This is a genomic window from Polymorphospora sp. NPDC051019 (assembly GCF_040683055.1).
GTDB lineage: Bacteria > Actinomycetota > Actinomycetes > Mycobacteriales > Micromonosporaceae > Polymorphospora > Polymorphospora lycopeni.
The window spans coordinates 1-20,383 of sequence record NZ_JBFBCH010000013.1; the positions used below are offsets into that span (position 1 = coordinate 1).

The 20,383-nt window shown below is 71.2% G+C and carries 16 protein-coding genes; 7 read left to right on the forward strand and 9 right to left on the reverse strand.

What is annotated here, in order from left to right:
* The 3 genes from AB0M79_RS22205 to AB0M79_RS22215 all read right to left on the reverse strand — a co-directional run.
* The coding region (locus tag AB0M79_RS22205; RefSeq protein WP_364216767.1) for a sugar ABC transporter substrate-binding protein at positions 1-1,372 on the reverse strand (1,372 nt) is incomplete at its 3' end.
* Positions 1,373-1,743: 371 nt separating this feature from the next.
* Complete coding sequence (locus tag AB0M79_RS22210) at positions 1,744-2,727, reverse strand: LacI family DNA-binding transcriptional regulator (protein WP_364216770.1); 984 nt, start codon at positions 2,725-2,727, stop codon at positions 1,744-1,746.
* 692 nt (positions 2,728-3,419) lie between these two features.
* Entirely contained in the window at positions 3,420-4,475 is a 1,056-nt protein-coding gene (locus AB0M79_RS22215; RefSeq protein ID WP_364216773.1) for a LacI family DNA-binding transcriptional regulator, read from the reverse strand.
* Between the two features lie 273 nt (positions 4,476-4,748).
* Between AB0M79_RS22215 and AB0M79_RS22220 the strand changes: the two genes are divergently transcribed.
* From AB0M79_RS22220 to AB0M79_RS22235, 4 genes are read left to right on the forward strand one after another with little or no spacing between them, the layout of a single operon-like run.
* Entirely contained in the window at positions 4,749-5,090 is a 342-nt protein-coding gene (locus AB0M79_RS22220; protein ID WP_364216776.1) for an L-rhamnose mutarotase, read from the forward strand.
* Positions 5,087-6,268, forward strand: coding sequence for an L-rhamnose isomerase (gene rhaI, locus AB0M79_RS22225; RefSeq protein WP_364216779.1), 1,182 nt, complete (start codon positions 5,087-5,089; stop codon positions 6,266-6,268). Before AB0M79_RS22220 ends, rhaI begins: the two co-directional genes overlap by 4 nt.
* A 2-nt stretch (positions 6,269-6,270) precedes the next feature.
* Entirely contained in the window at positions 6,271-8,301 is a 2,031-nt protein-coding gene (locus AB0M79_RS22230; RefSeq protein WP_364216782.1) for a bifunctional aldolase/short-chain dehydrogenase, read from the forward strand.
* Positions 8,298-9,782 carry a rhamnulokinase family protein gene (locus AB0M79_RS22235; RefSeq protein ID WP_364216785.1) on the forward strand — a complete coding sequence of 495 codons (1,485 nt, stop codon included), beginning with the start codon at positions 8,298-8,300 and terminating at the stop codon, positions 9,780-9,782. Before AB0M79_RS22230 ends, AB0M79_RS22235 begins: the two co-directional genes overlap by 4 nt.
* Positions 9,783-9,825: 43 nt before the next feature.
* On the opposite strand, the gene AB0M79_RS22240 is transcribed toward AB0M79_RS22235, so the two are convergent.
* The 6 genes from AB0M79_RS22240 to AB0M79_RS22265 all read right to left on the reverse strand — a co-directional run bounded on the left by AB0M79_RS22240 (position 9,826) and on the right by AB0M79_RS22265 (position 17,362).
* The gene (locus tag AB0M79_RS22240) at positions 9,826-11,838 is read right to left on the reverse strand and encodes a beta-galactosidase (RefSeq protein WP_364216788.1); all 2,013 of its coding nucleotides are present in this window, start codon (positions 11,836-11,838) and stop codon (positions 9,826-9,828) included.
* 110 nt (positions 11,839-11,948) lie between these two features.
* The gene (locus AB0M79_RS22245; RefSeq protein ID WP_364216791.1) at positions 11,949-13,148 is read right to left on the reverse strand and encodes a glycoside hydrolase family 43 protein; all 1,200 of its coding nucleotides are present in this window, start codon (positions 13,146-13,148) and stop codon (positions 11,949-11,951) included.
* Positions 13,149-13,212: 64 nt separating this feature from the next.
* On the reverse strand, positions 13,213-14,532 hold the full coding sequence (locus AB0M79_RS22250) for an extracellular solute-binding protein (protein WP_364216794.1): 1,320 nt from the start codon (positions 14,530-14,532) through the stop codon (positions 13,213-13,215).
* A gap of 71 nt (positions 14,533-14,603) precedes the next feature.
* Positions 14,604-15,449: a carbohydrate ABC transporter permease gene (locus AB0M79_RS22255; RefSeq protein WP_357539109.1), complete on the reverse strand. Its 846-nt coding sequence runs from the start codon at positions 15,447-15,449 to the stop codon at positions 14,604-14,606.
* Positions 15,450-15,478: 29 nt separating this feature from the next.
* Positions 15,479-16,321: a sugar ABC transporter permease gene (locus tag AB0M79_RS22260; RefSeq protein WP_364216799.1), complete on the reverse strand. Its 843-nt coding sequence runs from the start codon at positions 16,319-16,321 to the stop codon at positions 15,479-15,481.
* Between the two features lie 315 nt (positions 16,322-16,636).
* Positions 16,637-17,362 carry an FCD domain-containing protein gene (locus tag AB0M79_RS22265; protein WP_364216802.1) on the reverse strand — a complete coding sequence of 242 codons (726 nt, stop codon included), beginning with the start codon at positions 17,360-17,362 and terminating at the stop codon, positions 16,637-16,639.
* A gap of 58 nt (positions 17,363-17,420) precedes the next feature.
* Between AB0M79_RS22265 and AB0M79_RS22270 the strand changes: the two genes are divergently transcribed.
* From AB0M79_RS22270 to AB0M79_RS22280, 3 genes are read left to right on the forward strand one after another with little or no spacing between them, the layout of a single operon-like run.
* Positions 17,421-18,170: a (Fe-S)-binding protein gene (locus AB0M79_RS22270; RefSeq protein WP_364216805.1), complete on the forward strand. Its 750-nt coding sequence runs from the start codon at positions 17,421-17,423 to the stop codon at positions 18,168-18,170.
* A gap of 14 nt (positions 18,171-18,184) precedes the next feature.
* On the forward strand, positions 18,185-19,687 hold the full coding sequence (locus AB0M79_RS22275) for a lactate utilization protein B (RefSeq protein ID WP_364217230.1): 1,503 nt from the start codon (positions 18,185-18,187) through the stop codon (positions 19,685-19,687).
* Positions 19,684-20,316 (forward strand): lactate utilization protein C, encoded by a 633-nt coding sequence (locus AB0M79_RS22280; RefSeq protein ID WP_364216808.1) that lies wholly within the window; start codon positions 19,684-19,686, stop codon positions 20,314-20,316. The genes AB0M79_RS22275 and AB0M79_RS22280 overlap by 4 nt, the downstream gene beginning before the upstream one ends.
* Positions 20,317-20,383: the final 67 nt, after the last annotated feature.

The window sequence follows — 20,383 nt, forward strand, 5'->3', positions numbered from 1 at the left end:
CGAGCGTGGCGGGCTGCCCGTGGACCTCGGCCAGGACCGGCGGGGCGGTGGTCTTCACCGCGCGGCCGGCCTCGTCGTACGAGTGGTAGGTGGTGATCTCGCCGTTGTCCTGCTGGAGGTTGCCGCTGCCGTTGAGCACCTGGTTGCGTACGAGGGTCAGCCACGGGCTGTTCGGGGCGTTGAACGCCTGCTGGAAGTTCAGCGCGACGGGGGTGTCGCCCTTGCCGGCCACCTCGTTGATGGTGACCAGCCGCGGGTCCTCGGCGGCGTACTTGTTGTTGGCGAGGTCGGAGCGCGACACCACGTCCTTGTTCTTCGCCAGCACCTCGACCTGGGCCTCCTCGGACATCATCCAGCTCAGGAAGTTCCAGGCCTGGGCCGCCTTCTTGGAGTCCTTGGAGACGCCGATGCCGTCGCCGCCGACGAAGGTGGAGGCGCCGCCGCTGGGGCCGGGGATGCCGGCGACACCGACGTCGAACGGCGTCGAGGACAGCAGCGTCGCCGGGTAGAGCATCAGGCCGACGTTGCCCTCGGTGAACGCGGCGGTCCAGGTCGGACCGGTCTCGCCCGCCGAGGCGGGCAGCACGGCGCCGGACTTCCACAGGTCCTGCCAGGTGCTGTAGACCTTCTGGGCGGTGTCGTCGGCGAGCTTGGCCTCGGTGCCGTCGTCGCTGAGCACCTCACCGCCGTCGGCCCAGATGGCGGGGAACCAGGTGAAGACGAGGCACCCGCCGCAGTTCAGGCCGGCGGCCGTGCCGTAGACGCCCTCCCTTTTCAGTGCCTGCACGGCCTTGGCGGCGGCGGCGTACTCGGTGAGGTTGGCCGGGGCCTTCTCCGGGTCGAGGCCGGCGTCGCGGAAGAGTTGCTTGTTCCAGAACAGCATCGACAGGTCCAGGACGAAGGGGAGCACGTGCTCCTTGCCGTCGAGGGTGCCGGCGGCGAGGTGTCCCTTGTTGATGGAGTCCTTGAAGCCGAGGCCGCCGACGTTGGCGCTGAGGTCCTGGAACAGTCCCTGGTTGACCCAGTTCGGCACGTAGACGATGTCGGCGGCGAAGAGGTCCGGGAGGCTGTCCGAGCCGGCCGCGGCGCCGACCTTGGCGACGTAGTCGTCGTTGGGGACGACGGTCAGCTTGACCTTGTTCTGGTGGCTGGCGTTGTAGGCGTCGACGAGGAGCTTCGCCTGCTTCTCCAGCGGGGCGCGGGTCCACAGGGTGAGTTCGCTGCCGTCGTCGATGCCGTTGGGGCCGGCCTCGGCGACGCTCGGCCCGCTCGAGTCGTCGCCGGTGCACGCCCCGACGCTGATCGCCAGCGCGGCGACGAGGGCTCCCGCCAGCGAACGCAGGGCGGTGCGTCTGCCCAAGGTTCTTCTCATGATGCCTCTCCTGGGGTTCATCGTGCGAAAGGAAGCCGCCGTGCGGTCCGGCGAGCCGGGGACGTTCCGGTTGTCGTGACCACCGCGGGACCGGCGGCGCGAAGCGCCATGACCCCGCCGGACGGCGGGCCGTATCGACGCCGATCCCGGGCCCGGAATCGGTGAGCGATAACAGTGCGGAGCCACATCGAAAGCGTTCTCCCTACCAGTTACGCGTGTTCCGATGGGGGTTCAGCGCGGTGGTGATTGGAGTCACGGACGATGTTAGCGTTAACTTCACTACCGTCAAGATGTGGCGAAGAGATTGTTTCCAATAGGTTGCGCACGGGGCCGCCGTGGGCGCCCCCACGTACGCGGCCCCGCCGAACGCCCTACGACCGGCGGTGCGACGTGCTGTCGCGAACCACCAGTTCCGGGGGGATGACGGAGGTCGCTCCCGCCTCTCCCCCCTCCATCTCGTCCAGCAGGATCTCGATGCTGCGCTGCCCGACCTCGCGGAACGGCTGGCTCACGGTGGTCAGCGGCGGCGTCACGAACGCCGCCTCGGGGATGTCGTCGAAACCCACCACGCTGACGTCCTCGGGCACCCGGGCGCCGGCGTCGAGCAACGCCCGCATCACACCCAGCGCCATCGAGTCGTTGGCGGCGAACACCGCGGTGGCGCGGGGGTCCCGGACCAGCTTCTGCCCCGCCGCGTAGCCGGACCTGGCGCTCCAGTCGCCGACGAGTTCGCGCGGCACCATCCGGCCGTGCTCCTCCAGCGCGGCCGCCCAGCCCTCGACCCGCCCGTTCGCCTCGCTCCAGTCCAGCGGCCCGCGCACGTGGTGCACGGTCTCGTGCCCCAGCGACAGGAGGTGCTCGGTGACCATCCGGGCGCCCAGCACCTGGTCGACCGAGACACTCGTGACGTTCGGCAGCGCGTTCTCCACGGCGACCACCGGAATGTTGGTCGGCAGTGCCCGGACGAACGCCATCGCCTCGGCGGCCTGCGGCGCGATCAGGACCAGCCCCTCCACCGACTGGTGCACGAGGCGCTGGACGGCCTGCGTGGCGGCGTCGGCGGTGGGGCGACGCAGGCTCGCCACGCTGACCGCGTAGCCCGCCTCCTCGGTGGCGTGCACGATGCCGTTGAACATCGACGCCGGCCCGTACAGGGTGGTGTCGAAGCAGACCACGCCGAGGGTCTGCGAACGCCGGGTGACCAGGCTCCGCGCGGCGCTGTTGCGTCGGTAGCCGAGCTGCTCGATGGCCAGCAGGACCCGCTCGCGGGTCTCCGGACGGACCGACTCGGGCTCGTTGAGGACGCGGGAGACGGTCATGTGCGACACGCCGGCCAGCCGAGCGACATCCCCCATGACCGGCATCCGTCGACTCTTCGCCACGCTCACGTCGGCCATGCTTCCCCCCGCCGCGGGTGGACCGGGGCCGGGTACCCGTTCCACACCGCCACCATCGCCTCGCCCGCCCCGGCCGGCGGGCCTGCCGCCCAGGTCAGGCGGCCCGCCAACCACACAATCATCAGACCAATGGGACCATATCCGACGGGCTCCACCGACGGCGCGGTACACGGACGCGCCGAGGTCGCCCCGCCGCCGGAGAACACTTCCGGGTACGCGCGCGGCAGGGGAACGGGCTTCGGGCTCACCTCGCGCCGGCCGTCGTCGCGGCAGCCGTGCCGGCCGACGGCCGCGCGGGGATCGCCGCCCGGACGGAAACCGGCCGATCGACCACACCGCCGTGGTCGGCGTACCCGCGGACCTCGCCCGGGCCATGCGGCCCGGCCATCCGTACGGGCGCCTCCGCCACCGCACTCCTTCCACCCACGCTTGATAACGCTAACATAACATTGACATCGCGATGCAGTCCGTTCGGCCGGTACGCCATTTGCGCCGACTCCCCGGCCGGGCCCGGGCGGCAGGCGTTGTCCCTCGTCGAAACGTCGGAAGGCGCGGGTTCCGCTCAGGCGGGAAGCTGAAGGATCTTGCCCACACCGGTCAGCGGCGACCGCCCCACCAACCGGCTCAGGGTCGACGTTCCACCGCCACCGTCAGCTCCGGGCACGTTTCCGCTCGCGGGCGCTGGAGGCCCGGATCACCAGCTCCGGCTGGAACACGACGTGCCGGTGGCTGTGCTTCGCGCTGCCACCGGACTCTTCGAGAAGCAGTTGGGCCGCGGTACGGCCGAGTTGTTCGCGAGGCTGGCGTACGGAACTCAGCGGGACCGCGGCGGCGGCGGCGAACTCGATGTCGTCGTAGCCCACCAGCGCGATGTCGTGGGGCACCCGCAGACCGTGCGCGGTCAGCCCCTGCAGGACGCCGAGCGCCAGCAGGTCGTTGGCGCAGAAGACCGCCGTCGGTCGCCGGCTCGCGGGTAGCGCGACGAGATCGTCGGCGGCCTGGCGTCCGGCCGCGACCGAGAGGGTCGGCGTCTCGTGGACGTCGAAGCGTACGCCGTCGGCGCGTTCGGTGAGCGCGGCCGCGGCACCGGCGTGCCGGTCGGCGACCTGGCGGATCGTCATCGGGCCGCCCACGTAGAGGATGCGCCTGTGGCCGTGGTCGGCGAGGTGGTCGGCGGCCAGCCGCCCGCCGGTGATGTCGTCGACCGCCACCGAACACCGGCTCGGATGGCCGGATCCGCGGTCGACGAGCACGACGGGGATGCCGTGGGCGACGAACGCGTCGAGGCGGGGGTGGCGACCGTCGGAGACGGGGGTGATGAGCAGCCCCTGGACGCGTTGCTCCTCGAGCATGTCGAGGTGGCGGGTCTCACGGTCGGCGTCCTCGCCGCTGTTGCAGACCACCAGCATCCCGCCGGCCTCCTCCACGACTGCCTCGGCACCCCGCACGACGTCGGTGAAGAAGGGGTTGGAGACGTCCAGGACGACGATGGCGACGGTGCGGCTACGGCCGGCCCGCAACTGCCTGGCGGAGTCGTTGCGCACGTAGCCGAGCGTCGCGATGGAGTCGAGCACCCGCTGGCGGGTTGCCGGCGAGACCAGGTCGGGCCGGTTGAGCACGTTGCTCACGGTGCCGAGTGACACGCCGGCGTGCTGCGCGACCTGCTTGATGTTGGCGGACGCCATCTTCCCCTCAACTATCGACATGATCCCGGCATGTACAGCCCCGAGGCCGACATGAGCACCCGATGGATGAAACGTACCAGCAGAAGGGCAGTTAACTATACGCGCAGTGCGCGCACGGATGCCCCCACGGCGACAGTCAATAGACGCATGTGACATATCAACGTCGGACCGTCAGCGTACGACTCCTCAACGTAACACCACCGCGGCGGTTTTCAGAGTCCTTGACCCCGCATGGGCGGCCCCATATCCTCTTGATGCTCCATGAAACGTTTCACGACTTGCGAAAGGTGCGGCATGGGCAGGATCTGCTTCACCCTGCAGGTGAGAGCCGACCGGCTGGCGGAGTACCGGGACCGTCACGCCGCCGTGTGGCCGGAGATGCTGGCGGCACTCAAGGCGGCGGGCTGGCACGACTATTCGTTGTTCCTGCGCGACGACGGGCTGCTCGTCGGCTATTTCGTGACCGGGAACCTCGACGAGGCGGTCGCGGCGATGGAGCGCACCGACGTCAACGGGCGCTGGCAGGCCGAGATGGCGCCGTTCTTCGTCGACCTGCCGGACGGACGACCGGACCGCGGGTTCCTCGTCCTCGACGAGGTGTTCCACCTCGAAGACCAACTGGAAGGCCGACCATGACCGACATCGCCCCCGCCACGCGTACCCGGGTCCTGGCCGCCCTACGCGAACAACGGATCGAGACACCGTCCTGGGCCTACGGCAACTCCGGAACCCGGTTCAAGGTCTTCCGACAGGAGGGCGTGCCCCGCGACCCGTACGAGAAGATCGCCGACGCCGCGACGGTGCACCGCTTCACCGGCGTGGCGCCGACCGTGGCGCTGCACATCCCCTGGGACAGGGTCGACGACTACGCGGTCCTGGCGGCGTACGCCAAGGAGCAGGGTGTCGAACTCGGCACCATCAACGCCAACGTCTTCCAGGACGACGACTACCGGCTGGGGTCGGTCACCAACCCGGATCCCGCCGTACGCCGCAAGGCGATCGGTCACCTGCTCGAGTGCGTCGACATCATGGACGCGACCGGGTCCCGGGACCTGAAGCTGTGGTTCTCCGACGGCACCAACTACCCGGGACAGGACAGCATCCCGCAGCGCCAGGACCGGCTCGCGGCCGCACTGCGCGAGGCGTACGGGCGGCTGACCGGCGACCAGCGGCTGCTGCTGGAGTACAAACTGTTCGAGCCGGCCTTCTACATGACCGACGTGCCGGACTGGGGCACGGCCTACGCGCACTGCGTCGAACTCGGCGAGCGGGCCCAGGTGGTCATCGACACCGGCCACCACGCGCCGGGCACCAACGTCGAGTTCATCGTGGCGTTCCTCCTGCGGGCCGGGCGGCTGGGCGGATTCGACTTCAACTCACGGTTCTACGCCGACGACGACCTGATGGTCGGCGCCGCCAACCCCTTCGAACTGTTCCGCGTCATGCACGAGATCGTGGGGGCGGACGCGTTGCGGCCGGCGTACGGCATCGCCTTCATGCTCGACCAGTGCCACAACATCGAGCCCAAGGTCGAGGCGGTCATCCGCTCGGTGCTCAACGTGCAGGAGGCGACGGCGAAGGCGCTCCTGGTCGACGTCGAGGCACTGGCCGCCGCGCAGCGTTCCGGTGACGTGCTCGGGGCCAACGCCGTGCTGATGGACGCGTACAACACCGACGTACGCCCGCTCCTGCGCGACCTGCGGACCGAGATGGGCCTGGACCCCGACCCGGTCGGGGCCTACCGGCGGTCGGGCTATCTCGAGAAGGTCAGGGCCGAACGGGTCGGCGGCGAGCAGGCGGGCTGGGGGGCCTGAGAATGTCTACAGTGGATGATCTGGTCACGCGGTCGAACCGGCTCGGCGCCGACCCGCGCAACACCAACTACGCCGGCGGCAACACCTCAGCCAAAGGGCGGGCCGCCGACCCGGTGACCGGCGAGCCGGTCGACCTGCTGTGGGTGAAGGGGTCCGGCGGCGACCTCGGCACACTCACGCCGGCCGGCCTGGCGGTCCTGCGGCTGGACCGGCTGCGCGCGCTGGTCGGCGGCTATCCCGGCATCGAGCGCGAGGACGAGATGGTCGCCGCGTTCGACTACTGCCTGCACGGCCGGGGCGGGGCGGCGCCGTCGATCGACACGGCGATGCACGGCCTCGTCGACGCGGCGCACGTCGACCACCTGCATCCGGACTCCGGCATCGCGATCGCGACCGCCGCCGACGGGCCGAAACTGACCAAGGAGATCTTCGGCGACCGGGTCGTGTGGGTGCCGTGGCGCCGCCCCGGGTTCCAGCTCGGGCTCGACATCGCCGCCATCGCCCGCGACAACCCGCAGGCGATCGGCGTGATCCTCGGCGGGCACGGCATCACCGCCTGGGGGGCCACCAGCGAGGAGTGCGAAGCCCGCTCACTGGAGATCATCCGTACGGCCGCCGACTTCCTGGCCACCCGCGGACGGCCCGAGCCGTTCGGTGCCCCGATCCCCGGATACGAACCGCTGCCCGAGCCGGACCGGCGGACCCGGGCGGCCGCGCTCGCGCCGGTGATCCGCGGCCTGGCCTCCACCGACCGGCCCCAGGTCGGCCACTTCACCGACAGCGACACCGTCCTGGACTTCGTCTCCCGTGCCGGGCATCCGCGCCTCGCCGCGCTCGGCACCTCGTGCCCCGACCACTTCCTGCGCACGAAGGTGCGGCCGATGGTGCTGGACCTGCCGCCGGACGCCCCGCTGGACGCCGTCGTCGCCCGCCTGCGGGAACTGCACCAGGAGTACCGCCGCGACTACCGGGCCTACTACGAGCGGTACGCCGACGCCGACTCGCCGCCGATGCGCGGTGCCGACCCGGCGATCGTGCTCGTGCCCGGGATCGGCATGTTCAGCTACGGCGCCAACAAGCAGACCGCCCGGGTCGCCGGCGAGTTCTACGTCAACGCGATCAACGTGATGCGCGGGGCGGAGGCGGTGTCGACGTACGCGCCGATCGACGAGGCCGAGAAGTTCCGGATCGAGTACTGGGCCCTCGAAGAGGCGAAGCTGCGCCGGATGCCCCGCCCGAAGCCGCTGGCGACCCGGGTCGCGTTCGTCACCGGCGGCGGGTCCGGGATCGGCCGGGCGACCGCCCACCGGCTCGCGGCCGAGGGCGCCTGCGTCGTCGTCGCCGACCGGGACGCCGGTGCCGCTAGGACGGTCGCGCGGGAGATCGGTGACGCCGACACGGCGATCGCCGTCGCCGCCGACGTCACCGACGCCGACGCGGTCGCAGCCGCGCTGCGGGACGCGGTCCTCGCGTTCGGCGGGGTGGACCTGGTCGTCAACAACGCCGGGCTGTCCATCTCCAAGCCGCTGCTGGAGACGACCGAGCAGGACTGGGACCTGCAACACGACGTGATGGCCAAGGGCTCCTTCCTGGTCTCCCGCGAGGCCGCCCGGATCCTGGTCGAACAGGGCCTGGGCGGCGACATCGTCTACATCTCCAGCAAGAACTCGCTCTTCGCCGGGCCGAACAACGTGGCGTACGGGGCGGCCAAGGCGGACCAGGCGCACCAGGTCCGGCTGCTCGCCGCCGAACTCGGGGCACACGGCATCCGGGTCAACGGCGTCAACCCCGACGGTGTCGTACGCGGCTCCGGCATCTTCGCCGGCGGCTGGGGCGCGCAGCGGGCGGCGGTGTACGGCGTACCCGAATCCGAGCTCGGCGCCTTCTACGCGCAGCGCACGCTGCTGAAGCGGGAGGTGCTGCCCGAGCACGTGGCCAACGCGGTCTTCGTCCTGACCGCCGGGGAACTGTCGCACACCACCGGGCTGCACGTTCCGGTCGACGCCGGCGTCGCCGCCGCCTTCCTCCGTTGACCCGGCCGACCGGTGGGCGGCCGGCCGTCGTGGCGGCCGTCGACCTGGGCGCCTCCGGCGGCCGGGTCATGGCCGGCCGGGTCGGCCCGGACGACCTCGACCTCACCGCCGTCCACCGGTTCGGCAACGATCCGGTCGAGGTGCGCGGCACCCTGCACTGGAACATCCTGGGCCTGTACGCGGAGGTGCTCGCCGGCCTGCGCGCGACGCTGGCCGACCACCCGGAGCTGGCCAGTGTCGGCATCGACTCGTGGGGGTGCGACTTCGGCCTGCTCGACGGGCACGGGCACCTGCTCGGCAGCCCGGTGCACTACCGGGACCGGCGCACCGACGGCGTCATGGCGCAGGTGTCGGCGCAGCTCGGTGCCGGCCACCTGTACGACGTCACCGGCCTGCAGGCGCTGCCGTTCAACACCGTCTACCAGCTGGTCGCGGCCAAGCGGGCGGGGCTGCTGGACGCGGCCGGCACGATGCTGCTCATCCCGGACCTGCTGTCGTACTGGCTCACCGGTGAACTCGGGGCCGAGGTCACCAACGCCTCCACCACCCAACTGCTCGACGTACGCCGGCGTGGCTGGGCACTCGACCTCGTCGAGCGGCTGGGGCTGCCCGGTGGGCTGCTCCCCCGCCTGCGGGAACCGGGCGAGCCCGGCGGGACGCTGCTGCCGGCGGTGACACGACAGGTCGGGGCCGACCGTGCGGTCCCGGTCACGGTGGTCGGGTCGCACGACACCGCGTCCGCCGTCGCCGGCGTACCCGCCCGCGACGACCGGTTCCTCTACATCTCCTGCGGCACGTGGTCGCTGGTGGGGGTCGAGCTGGACCGGCCGGTGCTGACCGACGCGAGCCGTCAGGCCAACTTCACCAACGAGTCCGGCGCGGACGGCACCGTCCGCTACCTGCGCAACGTCATGGGACTGTGGCTGCTGCAGGAGGCGATGCGTGGCTGGGCGGCGGCCGGACCGCGGCCGGACCTGGCGGCGGTCCTCGCCGCCGCCGCCGAGGTGACCCCGTTCGCCGCCGTCGTCGACTGCGACGATCCGGTGTTCCTGCCACCGGGCGACATGCCGGCCCGCATCGCCGACGTCTGCCGCCGTACCGGGCAGCCCGTTCCGGGTACGCCGGCGGAGGTCACCCGCTGCATCCTCGACAGCCTCGCGCTGGCCTACCGGCGTACCGCCCGCCAGGCGCGCGAGCTGTCCGGCCGCGATGTCGACGTCATCCACGTCGTCGGTGGCGGCGCCCGCAACGGCCTGCTCTGCCAGCTGACCGCCGATGCCTGCGGGCTGCCGGTGCTGGCCGGGCCGGTGGAGGCGACAGCACTGGGCAACGTGCTGGTCCAGGCGCGCGCGGTCGGTGCCGTCGGCGGTGGCCTGGCCGAGCTGCGTTCACTGGTGGCCCGGACCCAGCCGGTGGTGCGGTACGAGCCGCGTGGTCACGAGGCGGCCTGGGCGGCGGCCGAGCGTCGGCTGACCGCCTGACGGCGGCCGCGCCCGGCGCCTCGGGGGCCGGGCGCGGCCGTGGTCAGACCGGGCGGCGCAGGACCAGTACGCCACGGGCGGGGACGGTGGACGCCTCGCCGGCCCCGACCAGCACCTCCCCCTCGATGCCGGTGACGACGTCCTCGTCGGTCCGGTTCACCAGGAACCAGAAGTCGTGGACGCCGTCGGTGCGTACCGCGAGTTCGACGCGGCCCGCCAGGTCGGCGACCTCGCCGCGCAGGCCGAGACGGACGAGCATCGGGTCGAGAAGCTGTCGCAGGCCGGTGACGCCGAGCCGGGTCGAGACGTAGGTCGCCGAGCCGGCTCCGACGGTCCGGCGGGTGATCGCGGGCCGGCCGGCCTGTTCGCCGTCGAGGTAGCGGGCCAGCACCTCGACGGCCGGGTCGACGACGTCGACGTGGTCGGTCCACAGGCTCCCGGTGCCGCCGTCGGACAGGGTCACCGTCGTGTTGTCGAGCAGTGGGCCGAACTCCTGGATCCGGATGCCGAGCAGGTCGCGCAGGGCGCCGGGAAAGGCGCCGGGCCACAGGTGGTCGTTCTCGTCGACGATGCCGGAGAAGTACGTGGTGACGAGGTGGCCGCCGTCGTCGACGTACGCCCGCAGCCGGGCGGCCAGCCGCGCCGGTACGACGTACAGCACCGGTGCGATCACCAGGTCGTACCGGTCCAGGTCGTGGTCGACGGGTACCACGTCCGCCCGGGTGCCGGTGGCGAGCAGGGCGGAGTACCAGTCGAGTGCCTCCTGCCGGTAGTCGAGCCGGCCGGTGGGGTGCGAGTCCAGTTCGCCGCCCCACCACGAGTCCCAGTCGTAGACGATGGCGACCCGTGCCGGCCGCCGGTCGGATCCGACGACGGGGGCGAGTTCGGCCAGCGTACGGCCGAGTGCGGTGACGGCCCGGAAGACGTCGCTGTCGCGGCCGGCCTGGGGCAGCATCGCGGAGTGGTACTTCTCCGCGCCGGCCGCGGACTGCCGCCACTGGAAGAAGCAGACGGCGTCGGCGCCGTGCGCGACGTGGGTGAGGGAGTCGCGGGCGAGTTCGCCGGGCCGCTTGGTCAGGTTCACCGGCTGCCAGTTGACGGCGCTGGTGGAGTGTTCCATCAGGAACCAGGGGCGGCCGCGGGCGAGGTTGCCGGTCAGGTTGGCCGAGAACGACAGCTCGTCGAAGGTCTGCGGGCCGGGACGCCGGTAGTGGTCGTTGGCGACGAAGTCGACCTCGTCGGCCCATCCGGCGTAGTCGAGGGCGTTCACCTGGCCGGTGACCATGAAGTTGGTCGTCACCGGCACCCCGGGGGTCAGCGTACGCAGCAGGTCACGCTCGGCGCGCAGGTGATCGAGCAGGGCGTCGGAGGAGAACCGCTTGAAGTCCAGCTGCTGGGTCGGGTTGGGGTGGGCGGCGGCCAGCCGGGGCGGCAGGATGTGCTTCCAGTCGCCGTACCGCTGCGACCAGAACGCCGTACCCCAGGCGTGGTTGAGCCTGTCGAGGGTGCCGTACCGGTCGCGCAGCCAGGCGCGGAACGCGCGGGCCGCGTCGTCGGAGTAGTCGTAGGCGTTGTGACAGCCGAGTTCGTTCGACACGTGCCAGGCGACGAGCGCCGGATGGTCGGCGTACCGGCGGGCCATGGCGTCGACCAGTCGCAGCGCGTGCTCCCGGAAGACCGGCGAGGTGGGTCGCCAGTGCTGCCGGGCGCCGGGCCACACCGTCTCGCCGAGTTGGTTGACCGGCAGGATCTCCGGATGCCCGGCGGTCAGCCACGGGGGTGGCGACGCGGTGGCGGTGGCAAGGTCGACGGCGATGCCGTTGTCGTGCAGCAGGTCCATCACCTCGTCGAGCCAGCCGAAGTCCCACTCCTGCGGTGCGGGCTGGATCCGCGACCACGAGAAGATCGCCAGCGAGACGATGTTCACCCCGGCTTCGCGCATGGCGGCGACGTCGTCGTCCCACACCTCGCGCGGCCACTGGTCCGGGTTGTAGTCGGCGCCGTAGCCCATCCGTGGTCGGCCGGGTTCGGTCGGCCAGTCGATCCATCGAGTCATGCTCGCCCCTTCGTTGAACCGGCCGCCGGCCCGGACCCGGGCGCCGGGGATGGCGCGCCCGGGTCCGGGCCGGCTGTCTGTCGATCGCGGGTGTCCGTCACCCGCCGGTGCTACTGCCGCGGCCAGACCCAGTGCGACACGGGGTCGCCGTCGAGGTCGGTCCGCTGCTTCTTCACCACGAGGTTCTTCACGGCCTCGCGCATCTCGTAGAGCTCGGTGCGGATGACGCTGCCGCCGTTCATGTTGTTGTGCAGCGACATCATGATCCGGCCCTGCGGGAACTGCTTGTCGGCGAAGGTGCGGAAGAGCATCGAGTGGCCCTTGTTCTCGGTGATCACCACGTCCTCCTGGGTCCACGGGCCCTTGAGGTCGCCGGACTTGGAGCGGGCCAGCGTCACCACGTACTCGTTGTTGTGCTTGCGGTAGCTCGTCCAGAACATGAGCAGTTCGTTGTTGTAGGTGCGGTAGAACGAGGGGGCGTCGGTGACGTACGGTGGAAGCTGGACGTCGTCGACCCGGCCCTCCTGGTAGTACCACGGGGCGTCCGAACCCTTGAACAGGTAGATCGGGTCGCCCTGCCCGCGGCCGGTCAGGTTGCCCGCGGCGTCACGCTCCAGCCGGATGGCCTCGATCGTGCCGTCGATCTTCTGAACCCACTCGTGGGCGTAGACCATCCACGGCTGGCCCTCCGGGTCGACGTAGAGCGTCCCGTCGAGCGTCATGTGGTTCGACGGGGCGACCGGCGAGTCGAGGTTGAGCAGTTCGAACGGCCCCATCGGCGAGTCGGCGGCGGCGATGACGGTGCCCCGCCAGTGCTGGTTCTGCCAGATCTGGCCGCAGTCGCCGCAGTGCTGTCCGTTGGTCGACGCGGTGGCCAGCACCCGGTCCCGGTTGTGCAGGGTGGCGAACCAGTAGTACCTGCCGTTGTAGTGCCAGGCCTCCGGTGCCCACGTGCCGTGTGCGGCGTTCGCCCAGGACCCCTGCGGGTTGGTGAACACCGTCACCGGCGCGCACCAGTGCTTGAGGTCGATGCTGCGGCGGACGGTGTTGCCCTGGTAGAGGTAGTAGATGCCGCTGACCGGGTCCGGCATGATGAAGGGGTCGTGGACGCGGATGTCCCGCAGTTGCTGGGTGGCCGCACAGGGCAGGCTGGTGGCGGCCGTGGCCCCCGCCGTGCCCGCCACGTGGTCCAACTTGCGGGTGGCGCCGGCGTTGGCCGAGCCGGACAGCCCGGCTGCGACGACGGTGACGGTCGCGGCGACCGCCAGGTGGCGGCGGAACCTGCCCCGGAAGGCGCGTTGCAACAACATCGATTCAGGTCTCCTTCGTGAACTGTGCTGACGGACCGTGGTCGGGGATGCGGTCAGCGTCGGGTCAGTTGCCCGCGACGGGGATCGACTGCGACTTCAGCGCGTCGACGGTGGAGTTCTGGGCGGATTCGAGGGCGGTGGTCAGGTTGCCGTTGCCTTCGATGGCGCGGGCGAACCCGTCCCGGACGTCGCTGTAGGTCTGCGTCATGGTCGGGCCCCACGGGAAGTCCGCGTCCACGTTTCCGGCCGCCTCGGCGAAGATGCCGGAGATGTCCTGGTCGCCGAAGTACGGCAGCGGCTTCGCCAGCGCCGGCATCCGCTGGCCCTCGACCGTGGCCGGGTAGAGGCCGCCGTTCTCGTTGAGTGCCTGCAGGGCCTCGGGGTCGCTGTTGAGCCAGGTCGCGAACTTGGCCGCCTCGTAGGGGTGTTCGGTGGAGCGCAGCACGGCGGTGGTGGATCCGCCCCAGTTGCCGGCGGCCCGCTGTCCGGCCGTCCACTGTGGCATGTACGCGACCGCCCACTTGCCGCTGGCGTCGGGGGCGTTCTGGGACAGCAGGGCGTTGGCCCAGTACGGGCTGACCCAGGTCCAGATCTCACCGGTGTTCATCGCGTTCCACCACTCGTCGGACCAGCCCGCCATCGGCCGGGCCAGATCCTCGTCCAGCATCCGCTGCCAGTAGTTGGCGACCTGCTGCGACTCCGACCCGGTCAGGCTCACGGTCCACTGGTCGCCGTCGACGGAGAACCACTGGCCGCCGGCCTGCCAGATCTGGCCGAGGAACCAGTTGACGTCGCCGGAGGCGAAGTGGTGGATGTGGCCACCCTTGGTGCGGATCACCTTCGCCGCCTCGTAGTACTCCTCCCAGGTCGTCGGCGGCTGGAGCCCCGCCTCCTGGAACAGGTCGGCGCGGTAGTACATGCCGATCGGACCGATGTCCTGCGGCACGGCGTAGACCGCGTCGGCCTCACCGAAGGAGACCTGCTGCCAGGTCCAGGGGACGAACTTGTCCTTGACCTCGGGCACGCCCTCGCAGTCGGCCAGGTTGACCAGGCCGTCCTGCAGCCGAAAGCTCGCCAGCGAGTCGTACTCGACCTGCGCGAGGTCCGGCGCGTTGCCGGCCTTGATCCCGTTGAAGAAGTTCTGGTACGCGCCGTCGGGGCCGGCGGGGCCGGTGACGAACTTGACCTGGATGTCGGGGTTCTTGGCGTTCCAGATGTCGATGACCTTGTCGATCCCCGGCACCCAGGAGTAGTACTCCAGGGTGACCGGGCCGTCGGCGGGCTCGCACGCCTGTGCCGCGTTGTCCGGCTCGTCACCGCCTCCGCAGCCGGCGACGGTCGCGGCGAGCACCGCCGCCAGCGCGCCCGCGGCGCCGCGCCTCATCCAGCGATCCACGATAGAACCCTCTTTCTTTCATTCGGGGTGAGTGCCTGTCCGGGCCGCCGGTCAGGGCGTTACTTCAGTCCGCCCGTGGTCAGCCCGGACCGCCAGAACCGTTGCAGGGAAAGGAATGCGATGATCAGTGGGACGACCGAGACGGCGGCGCCGACGATCACCAGCGTGCGCAGTTCCGGTGCCTGTTGGGTCGCCTGGCTGTTCCAGGCGAACAGGCCGAGCGTGACCGGGAAGAGTGACTCGTCACGCAGCATGATCAGGGGCAGGAAGAAGTTGTTCCAGATCTGCACGAACTGGAAGAGGAACACGGTGACCAGGCCGGGCGCCATGAGCGGCGCCGCCACCCGGAAGAAGACGCGCAGCTCGCCGTGCCCGTCGACGCGGGCGGCTTCGAGCAGCTCGTCCGGGACGCTGCTGGCGGCGTACACCCGGCTCAGGTAGACGCCGAACGGGCTGACCAGGCTGGGCAGCAGCACCGCCCAGAGGGTGTCGGCCATACCGGCCTGGCTCAACAGGAGGAACAGTGGGAGTGCGAGCGTGGTGGCCGGCAGCAGTACGCCGCCCAGCACCACGTTGAAGACGACCTCCCGGCCGGGGAACTCGAACTTCGCCAGGGCGTAGCCGGCCATCGCGGCGATGACGGTCGCGCCGAGCGCGCCGACGCCGGCATACAGGACGCTGTTGAGGATCCAGCGCAGGAACAGGCCGTCCTGGAAGGCGAACAGGTCGCCCAGGTTGTCGGCGAGGTTGAAGTCGGCGAACCACAGCGGGTTGGTCGAGGTCAGGTCGGCCCGGCTCTTGCTGGCGGCGATCAGCAGCCACCACAGCGGCGCGAGCATGTAGCCGGCGAAGACCACCATGACCAGCAGCGGCAGCAGCTTCCGGACGTATGGGCTGGTGGACACGTGTCGCTCCGAGGTCTTTGCGGTCGCGGTCACAGCGACGATCCCCTCTGGGCGATCCGGAGGAAGGTGAACGACAACGCGAACGTGGCCAGCGCCAGGACGACCGAGAAGGCGGCGGCGAGGTTGAAGTTGGGTATGACGGAGGTGCTGTAGACGACGAGGTTGGGTGTGTAGCTGCCGGTGACCGCGGTGGTCAGCGACCGGAAGACCTGCGGCTCGGTGAAGAGTTGCAGCGTTCCAATAATGGAGAAGACGCCGGTCAGGACCAGGGCCGGGCGCACCATGGGCACCTTGATGGACAGTGCGATGCGGATGTTGCCGGCTCCGTCGAGCCTGGCGGCCTCGTACAACTCCTGGGGTACGGCCTTGAGAGCCGCATATATGATCAACATGTTGTAGCCGGTGAACATCCAGGTGGTGACGTTGGCCAGAGACCACAGGACCAGCGAGCCGGACATGAACGGGACCCGCTCGGTGACCCAACTGAACGGCGACAGCGACGGCGAGTAGAGGAATCCCCAGATGATGGCCGCGATGACGCCGGGCACCGCGTACGGCGCGAAGTAGGCGAGGCGGAAGAAACGCTTCAACGGCAGCAGGCCGGAATCGAGCAGCAGGGCGAAGAGCAGGGCCAGTCCCAGCATGACCGGCACCTGGACGACCCCGAAGAGCAGCACCCGGCCGACGCTCTCCCGGAAGGCCTCGTTCTCGAAGACCCTGACGTACTGCTCGAAGCCGCCGAAGACGGTTTCCGGACGGCCGAACGTCCCCTCGCGCCGCACCTTGAAGAAGGACTGGTGGATGGCGTAACCGATCGGCACCAGGTAGAAGAGCAGGAAGAGTACGACGAACGGCAGTAGGAGGACGGCCACCGCGCCGGGTGCCCGGCGACCGCCGCGGCGCGGCGCCCGCCGGGTTTTCCGGTCAGCCCCGCCGTCCGCGGACCGCCCCGGTCGGGGCGCGGTGGAGGGTCTCACCACCTCGGCCATCTCCACAGTGCCCACCTGTTCTTCAGCGTCACTCGTGATCTCGACAACTCTATGAATCGTTTCACTTAGCCTGGAAGTATCAACCGTGTTACGACGGCTGTCAAGGCATCGAGTCGCCTCGCCGGGAGACGTCGGCGGCGCTCGATTCGCCTGCACCCATGACGGGAGCACAGGGGCCGGTGACGCCGGACCCGGCGGTCAGCGGGACGCGGTCGCGGTGCGGTGGAAGGCGCGGATGTGCCGCTCGACCCGCCGGGCAGCCTCGTCGGCGTCGCGGTCGGCGATCGCGGCCAGGATGTCCCGGTGCTCGATCCGCAACCGCCGGCTGACGCCCGGCCAGTCGTCCAGTCCGGCGACCAGGTCGAGGACGTACCCCTCGATCGCGTACCGCAGGGACGACATCATCAGGGCCACCGCCCGGTTGCCGGCCGCCTCGGCGAGTGCGATGTGGAACCGTACGTCGGCGGCGTGGAACCGCTCTGGCGTGAGCCCGGGCTCGTCCATCTCCCGCAGCAGCACCTCGGCGGCCGTGAGCGCCGGTTCGGGGGTACGTGCCAGCCGGGACACCGCGTCCCGCTCGAGCAGCACCCTGGTGTCGACGACGTCCGGCACCGACAGGTCACTGGTGGCGATCGCGAGCCGAAGCACCGCCCCGAGCGCGGTGTCGGCCCGACCGGCGATCACCGCGGCGCTGCCACGTCCGGCCGTGTCGGCGGGTCGGGCGACGCCGAGCGCCTCCAGGGTCCGCATCGCCTCCCGGACGGTGGGACGGCTGACACCGAGCCGTTCGGCGAGGCTCCGCTCGCTGGGCAGGCGGTCGCCGGGACGCAGCAGTCCGGCGCTGAGCAGCTGCTCGACCTGGCCGAGGATCGCCTCGTGGGGGCGGGCGCCGACCACCGGCGAGAAGAGCTGTTCCACCGTCACGGCGCGAGTCTAGACATCCGGGCTTGCACCACGAGAGAAATGGCCTGACCATTTAGCCGTGCGTATCGCCCTGTTCGTGACCTGCCTGGCCGACACCATCGCCCCGCGGGTCGGTATCGCCACCGTCACGCTGCTGCGTCGCCTCGGCCACCGGGTGACCTTCGACCCGGCCCAGACCTGCTGCGGGCAGATGCACGTCAACTCCGGCTACCCGCGCCAGGCACTCCCCCTGGTCCGCCGCTACGTCGAGGCGTACGAGGACGCCGAGGCGGTGGTCGTGCCGTCCGGCTCCTGCACCGGCTCGATCCGGCACCAGCACGCCGTGGTCGCCGAGGCGGCCGGCGACCACGAACTGGCGGCGCGGGCCCGCGCGGTCGCCGCCCGCACCTACGAGCTGAGCGAACTGCTGGTCGACGTGCTGGGTGTCACCGACGTCGGCGCGACCTACCCGCACCGGGTCACCTACCACCCGACCTGCCACTCGCTGCGGATGACCCGGGTCGGCGACCGCCCGCTGCGCCTGCTGCGCCGGGTACGCGACATCGACCTGGTCGAACTGCCGGCGGCCGACGAGTGCTGCGGCTTCGGCGGCACGTTCGCGCTGAAGAACGCCGACACCTCGGCGGCGATGCTGGCGGACAAGCTGCGGCACATCGGGTCGACCGGGGCCCGGGTGGTGACCGCCGGCGACGCGTCGTGCCTGCTGCACATCGGCGGGGGCCTGGCCCGGCTGACCACCTCGACACCACACGGCGGGGTGCGGACCGCGCATCTGGCGGAGATCCTGGCGACGGAGGCGACACCGTGACGACGTTCCTCGGCATGCCCGGCCCACCGACCGCGGACCCCGGGTCGCGGCTGCGCGGCGACGAGCCGTTCCCGGCCGCCGCGGCGCGTACGCTGCGCGACACCCAGTTGCGCCACAACCTCGGCAACGCCACCGCCACCATCCGGGAGAAGCGGCGCAGGATGGTCGCCGAGGTACCCGACTGGGAAGAGCTGCGCCTGGCCGGCAGCGCCATCAAGGCCGACGTGCTGGCCCGGCTGCCGGAGCTGCTGACCACGTTCGAGGCCGCGGCCACCGCCCGCGGGGCGACCGTGCACTGGGCCGCCGACGCCGCCGACGCCCGCCGGATCGTCACCGACCTCGTCCGGGCCACCGGCGCCGACGAGGTCGTCAAGGTCAAGTCGATGGTGACCCAGGAGATCCGCCTCAACGAGGCGCTAGCGGATGCCGGCGTACGGGCGGTGGAGACCGACCTCGCCGAACTGATCGTCCAACTCGGCCGGGACGAGGGCAGCCACATCCTGGTGCCCGCCATCCACCGCAACCGGCGGGAGATCCGCGACATCTTCCGCCGGGAGATGCCCGGCGTCGACCCGGAGCTGGGCGACGACCCGGCCGCACTGGCCGAGGCGGCCCGCCGGCACCTGCGCGCCACGTTCCTGCGGTCCCGGGTCGCCGTCTCCGGGGCGAACTTCGCCGTCGCCGAGACCGGCACCCTGTCGGTGGTCGAGTCGGAGGGCAACGGCCGGATGTGCCTCACCCTCCCGGAAACCCTCATCTCCGTCGTCGGGATCGAGAAGCTCGTGCCGACCTGGCAGGACCTGGAGGTGTTCCTGCAACTCCTCCCCCGCTCCAGCACCGGCGAACGGATGAACCCGTACACCTCGATGTGGACCGGGGTGACGCCCGGCGACGGGCCGCAGCACGTCCACGTCGTCCTGCTCGACAACGGCCGTAGCGCCGTCCTCGCCGACCCGCACGGCCGCGCCGCCCTGCACTGCATCCGCTGTTCGGCGTGCCTGAACGTCTGCCCCGTCTACGAGCGCGCCGGCGGGCACGCGTACGGGTCGGTCTACCCCGGCCCGATCGGGGCGGTGCTCTCCCCGCAACTGACCGGCATCACCGGCGGCGACGACCCGAACGCCGCGCTGCCGTTCGCGTCGTCACTCTGCGGCGCCTGCTTCGACGCCTGCCCGGTCCGGATCGACATCCCGGCCATGCTGGTGCACCTGCGCGCCCGGGCGACCGACGCCCGGTCCGGGCCGCTGCCGTCGGCCGAGGCGGCCGGCCTCGGCGCGGTGGCGTGGACGCTCCGTGACCCCCGCCGGCTACGGATCGCCCAACGACTCAGCCGCTGGGGCCGGCTACTCGCCCGCTGGCAGAGCCGCCGCGACCCCGCCCCGCCACGGATCCGCCGGCTGCCCGGCCCGGGCGCGGCCTGGACCCGCAGCCGGGACCTGCCCGCACCACCGGCCCAGACGTTCCGCGAATGGTGGGCCCGGTCCGGCCGGGCCGAAGACGGAGGGAACACACCATGAACGCCCGCGAACGGATCCTCGCCCGCCTCCGGCAGGCGGTGCCGGACGGTGCCGACGGGGTCACCGTGCCGCGCGACTACCGCCGGGCCGGCGCCCTTCCCCCGGGCCACCCCGACCTGCTCGACCGGTTCGCCGACCGGCTGCACGACTACCGGGCCGGGGTACGCCGGTGCGGCGCCGACGAGGTGGCGGACGCGGTCGCCGGAGCACTCCACGACGTACGGCGGCTCGTCGTCCCCGCCGGTACCCCGCCGCGGTGGCTGACCGGCTGGCGGGCGACGGCGGACACGGCCGTACTCACCGACGAGCCGCCGCTGACCGTCGGCGACCTCGACGCCGCCGACGCCGTCGTCACCGGCTGCGCCGTCGCGGTCGCCGACACCGGAACCATCGTCCTGGACTGCGGGCCGGGCCAGGGCCGGCGGATCCTGTCCCTCGTCCCCGACCACCACGTCTGCGTGGTCCGGGCCGAACAGGTCGTCGGCCTCGTCCCCGAGGCACTGGCCCGGCTGGACGCGACCCGGCCGCTCACCTTCGTCAGCGGCCCGAGCGCCACCAGCGACATCGAACTGCACCGCATCGAGGGTGTGCACGGCCCACGCCGGCTCGACGTCGTCATCGTCGGTTGACCGCCGACGACCGGAACGCTCCACTATGGACGATGAGACCGCTGGAACCGGCTGGTCGGCCCATCCG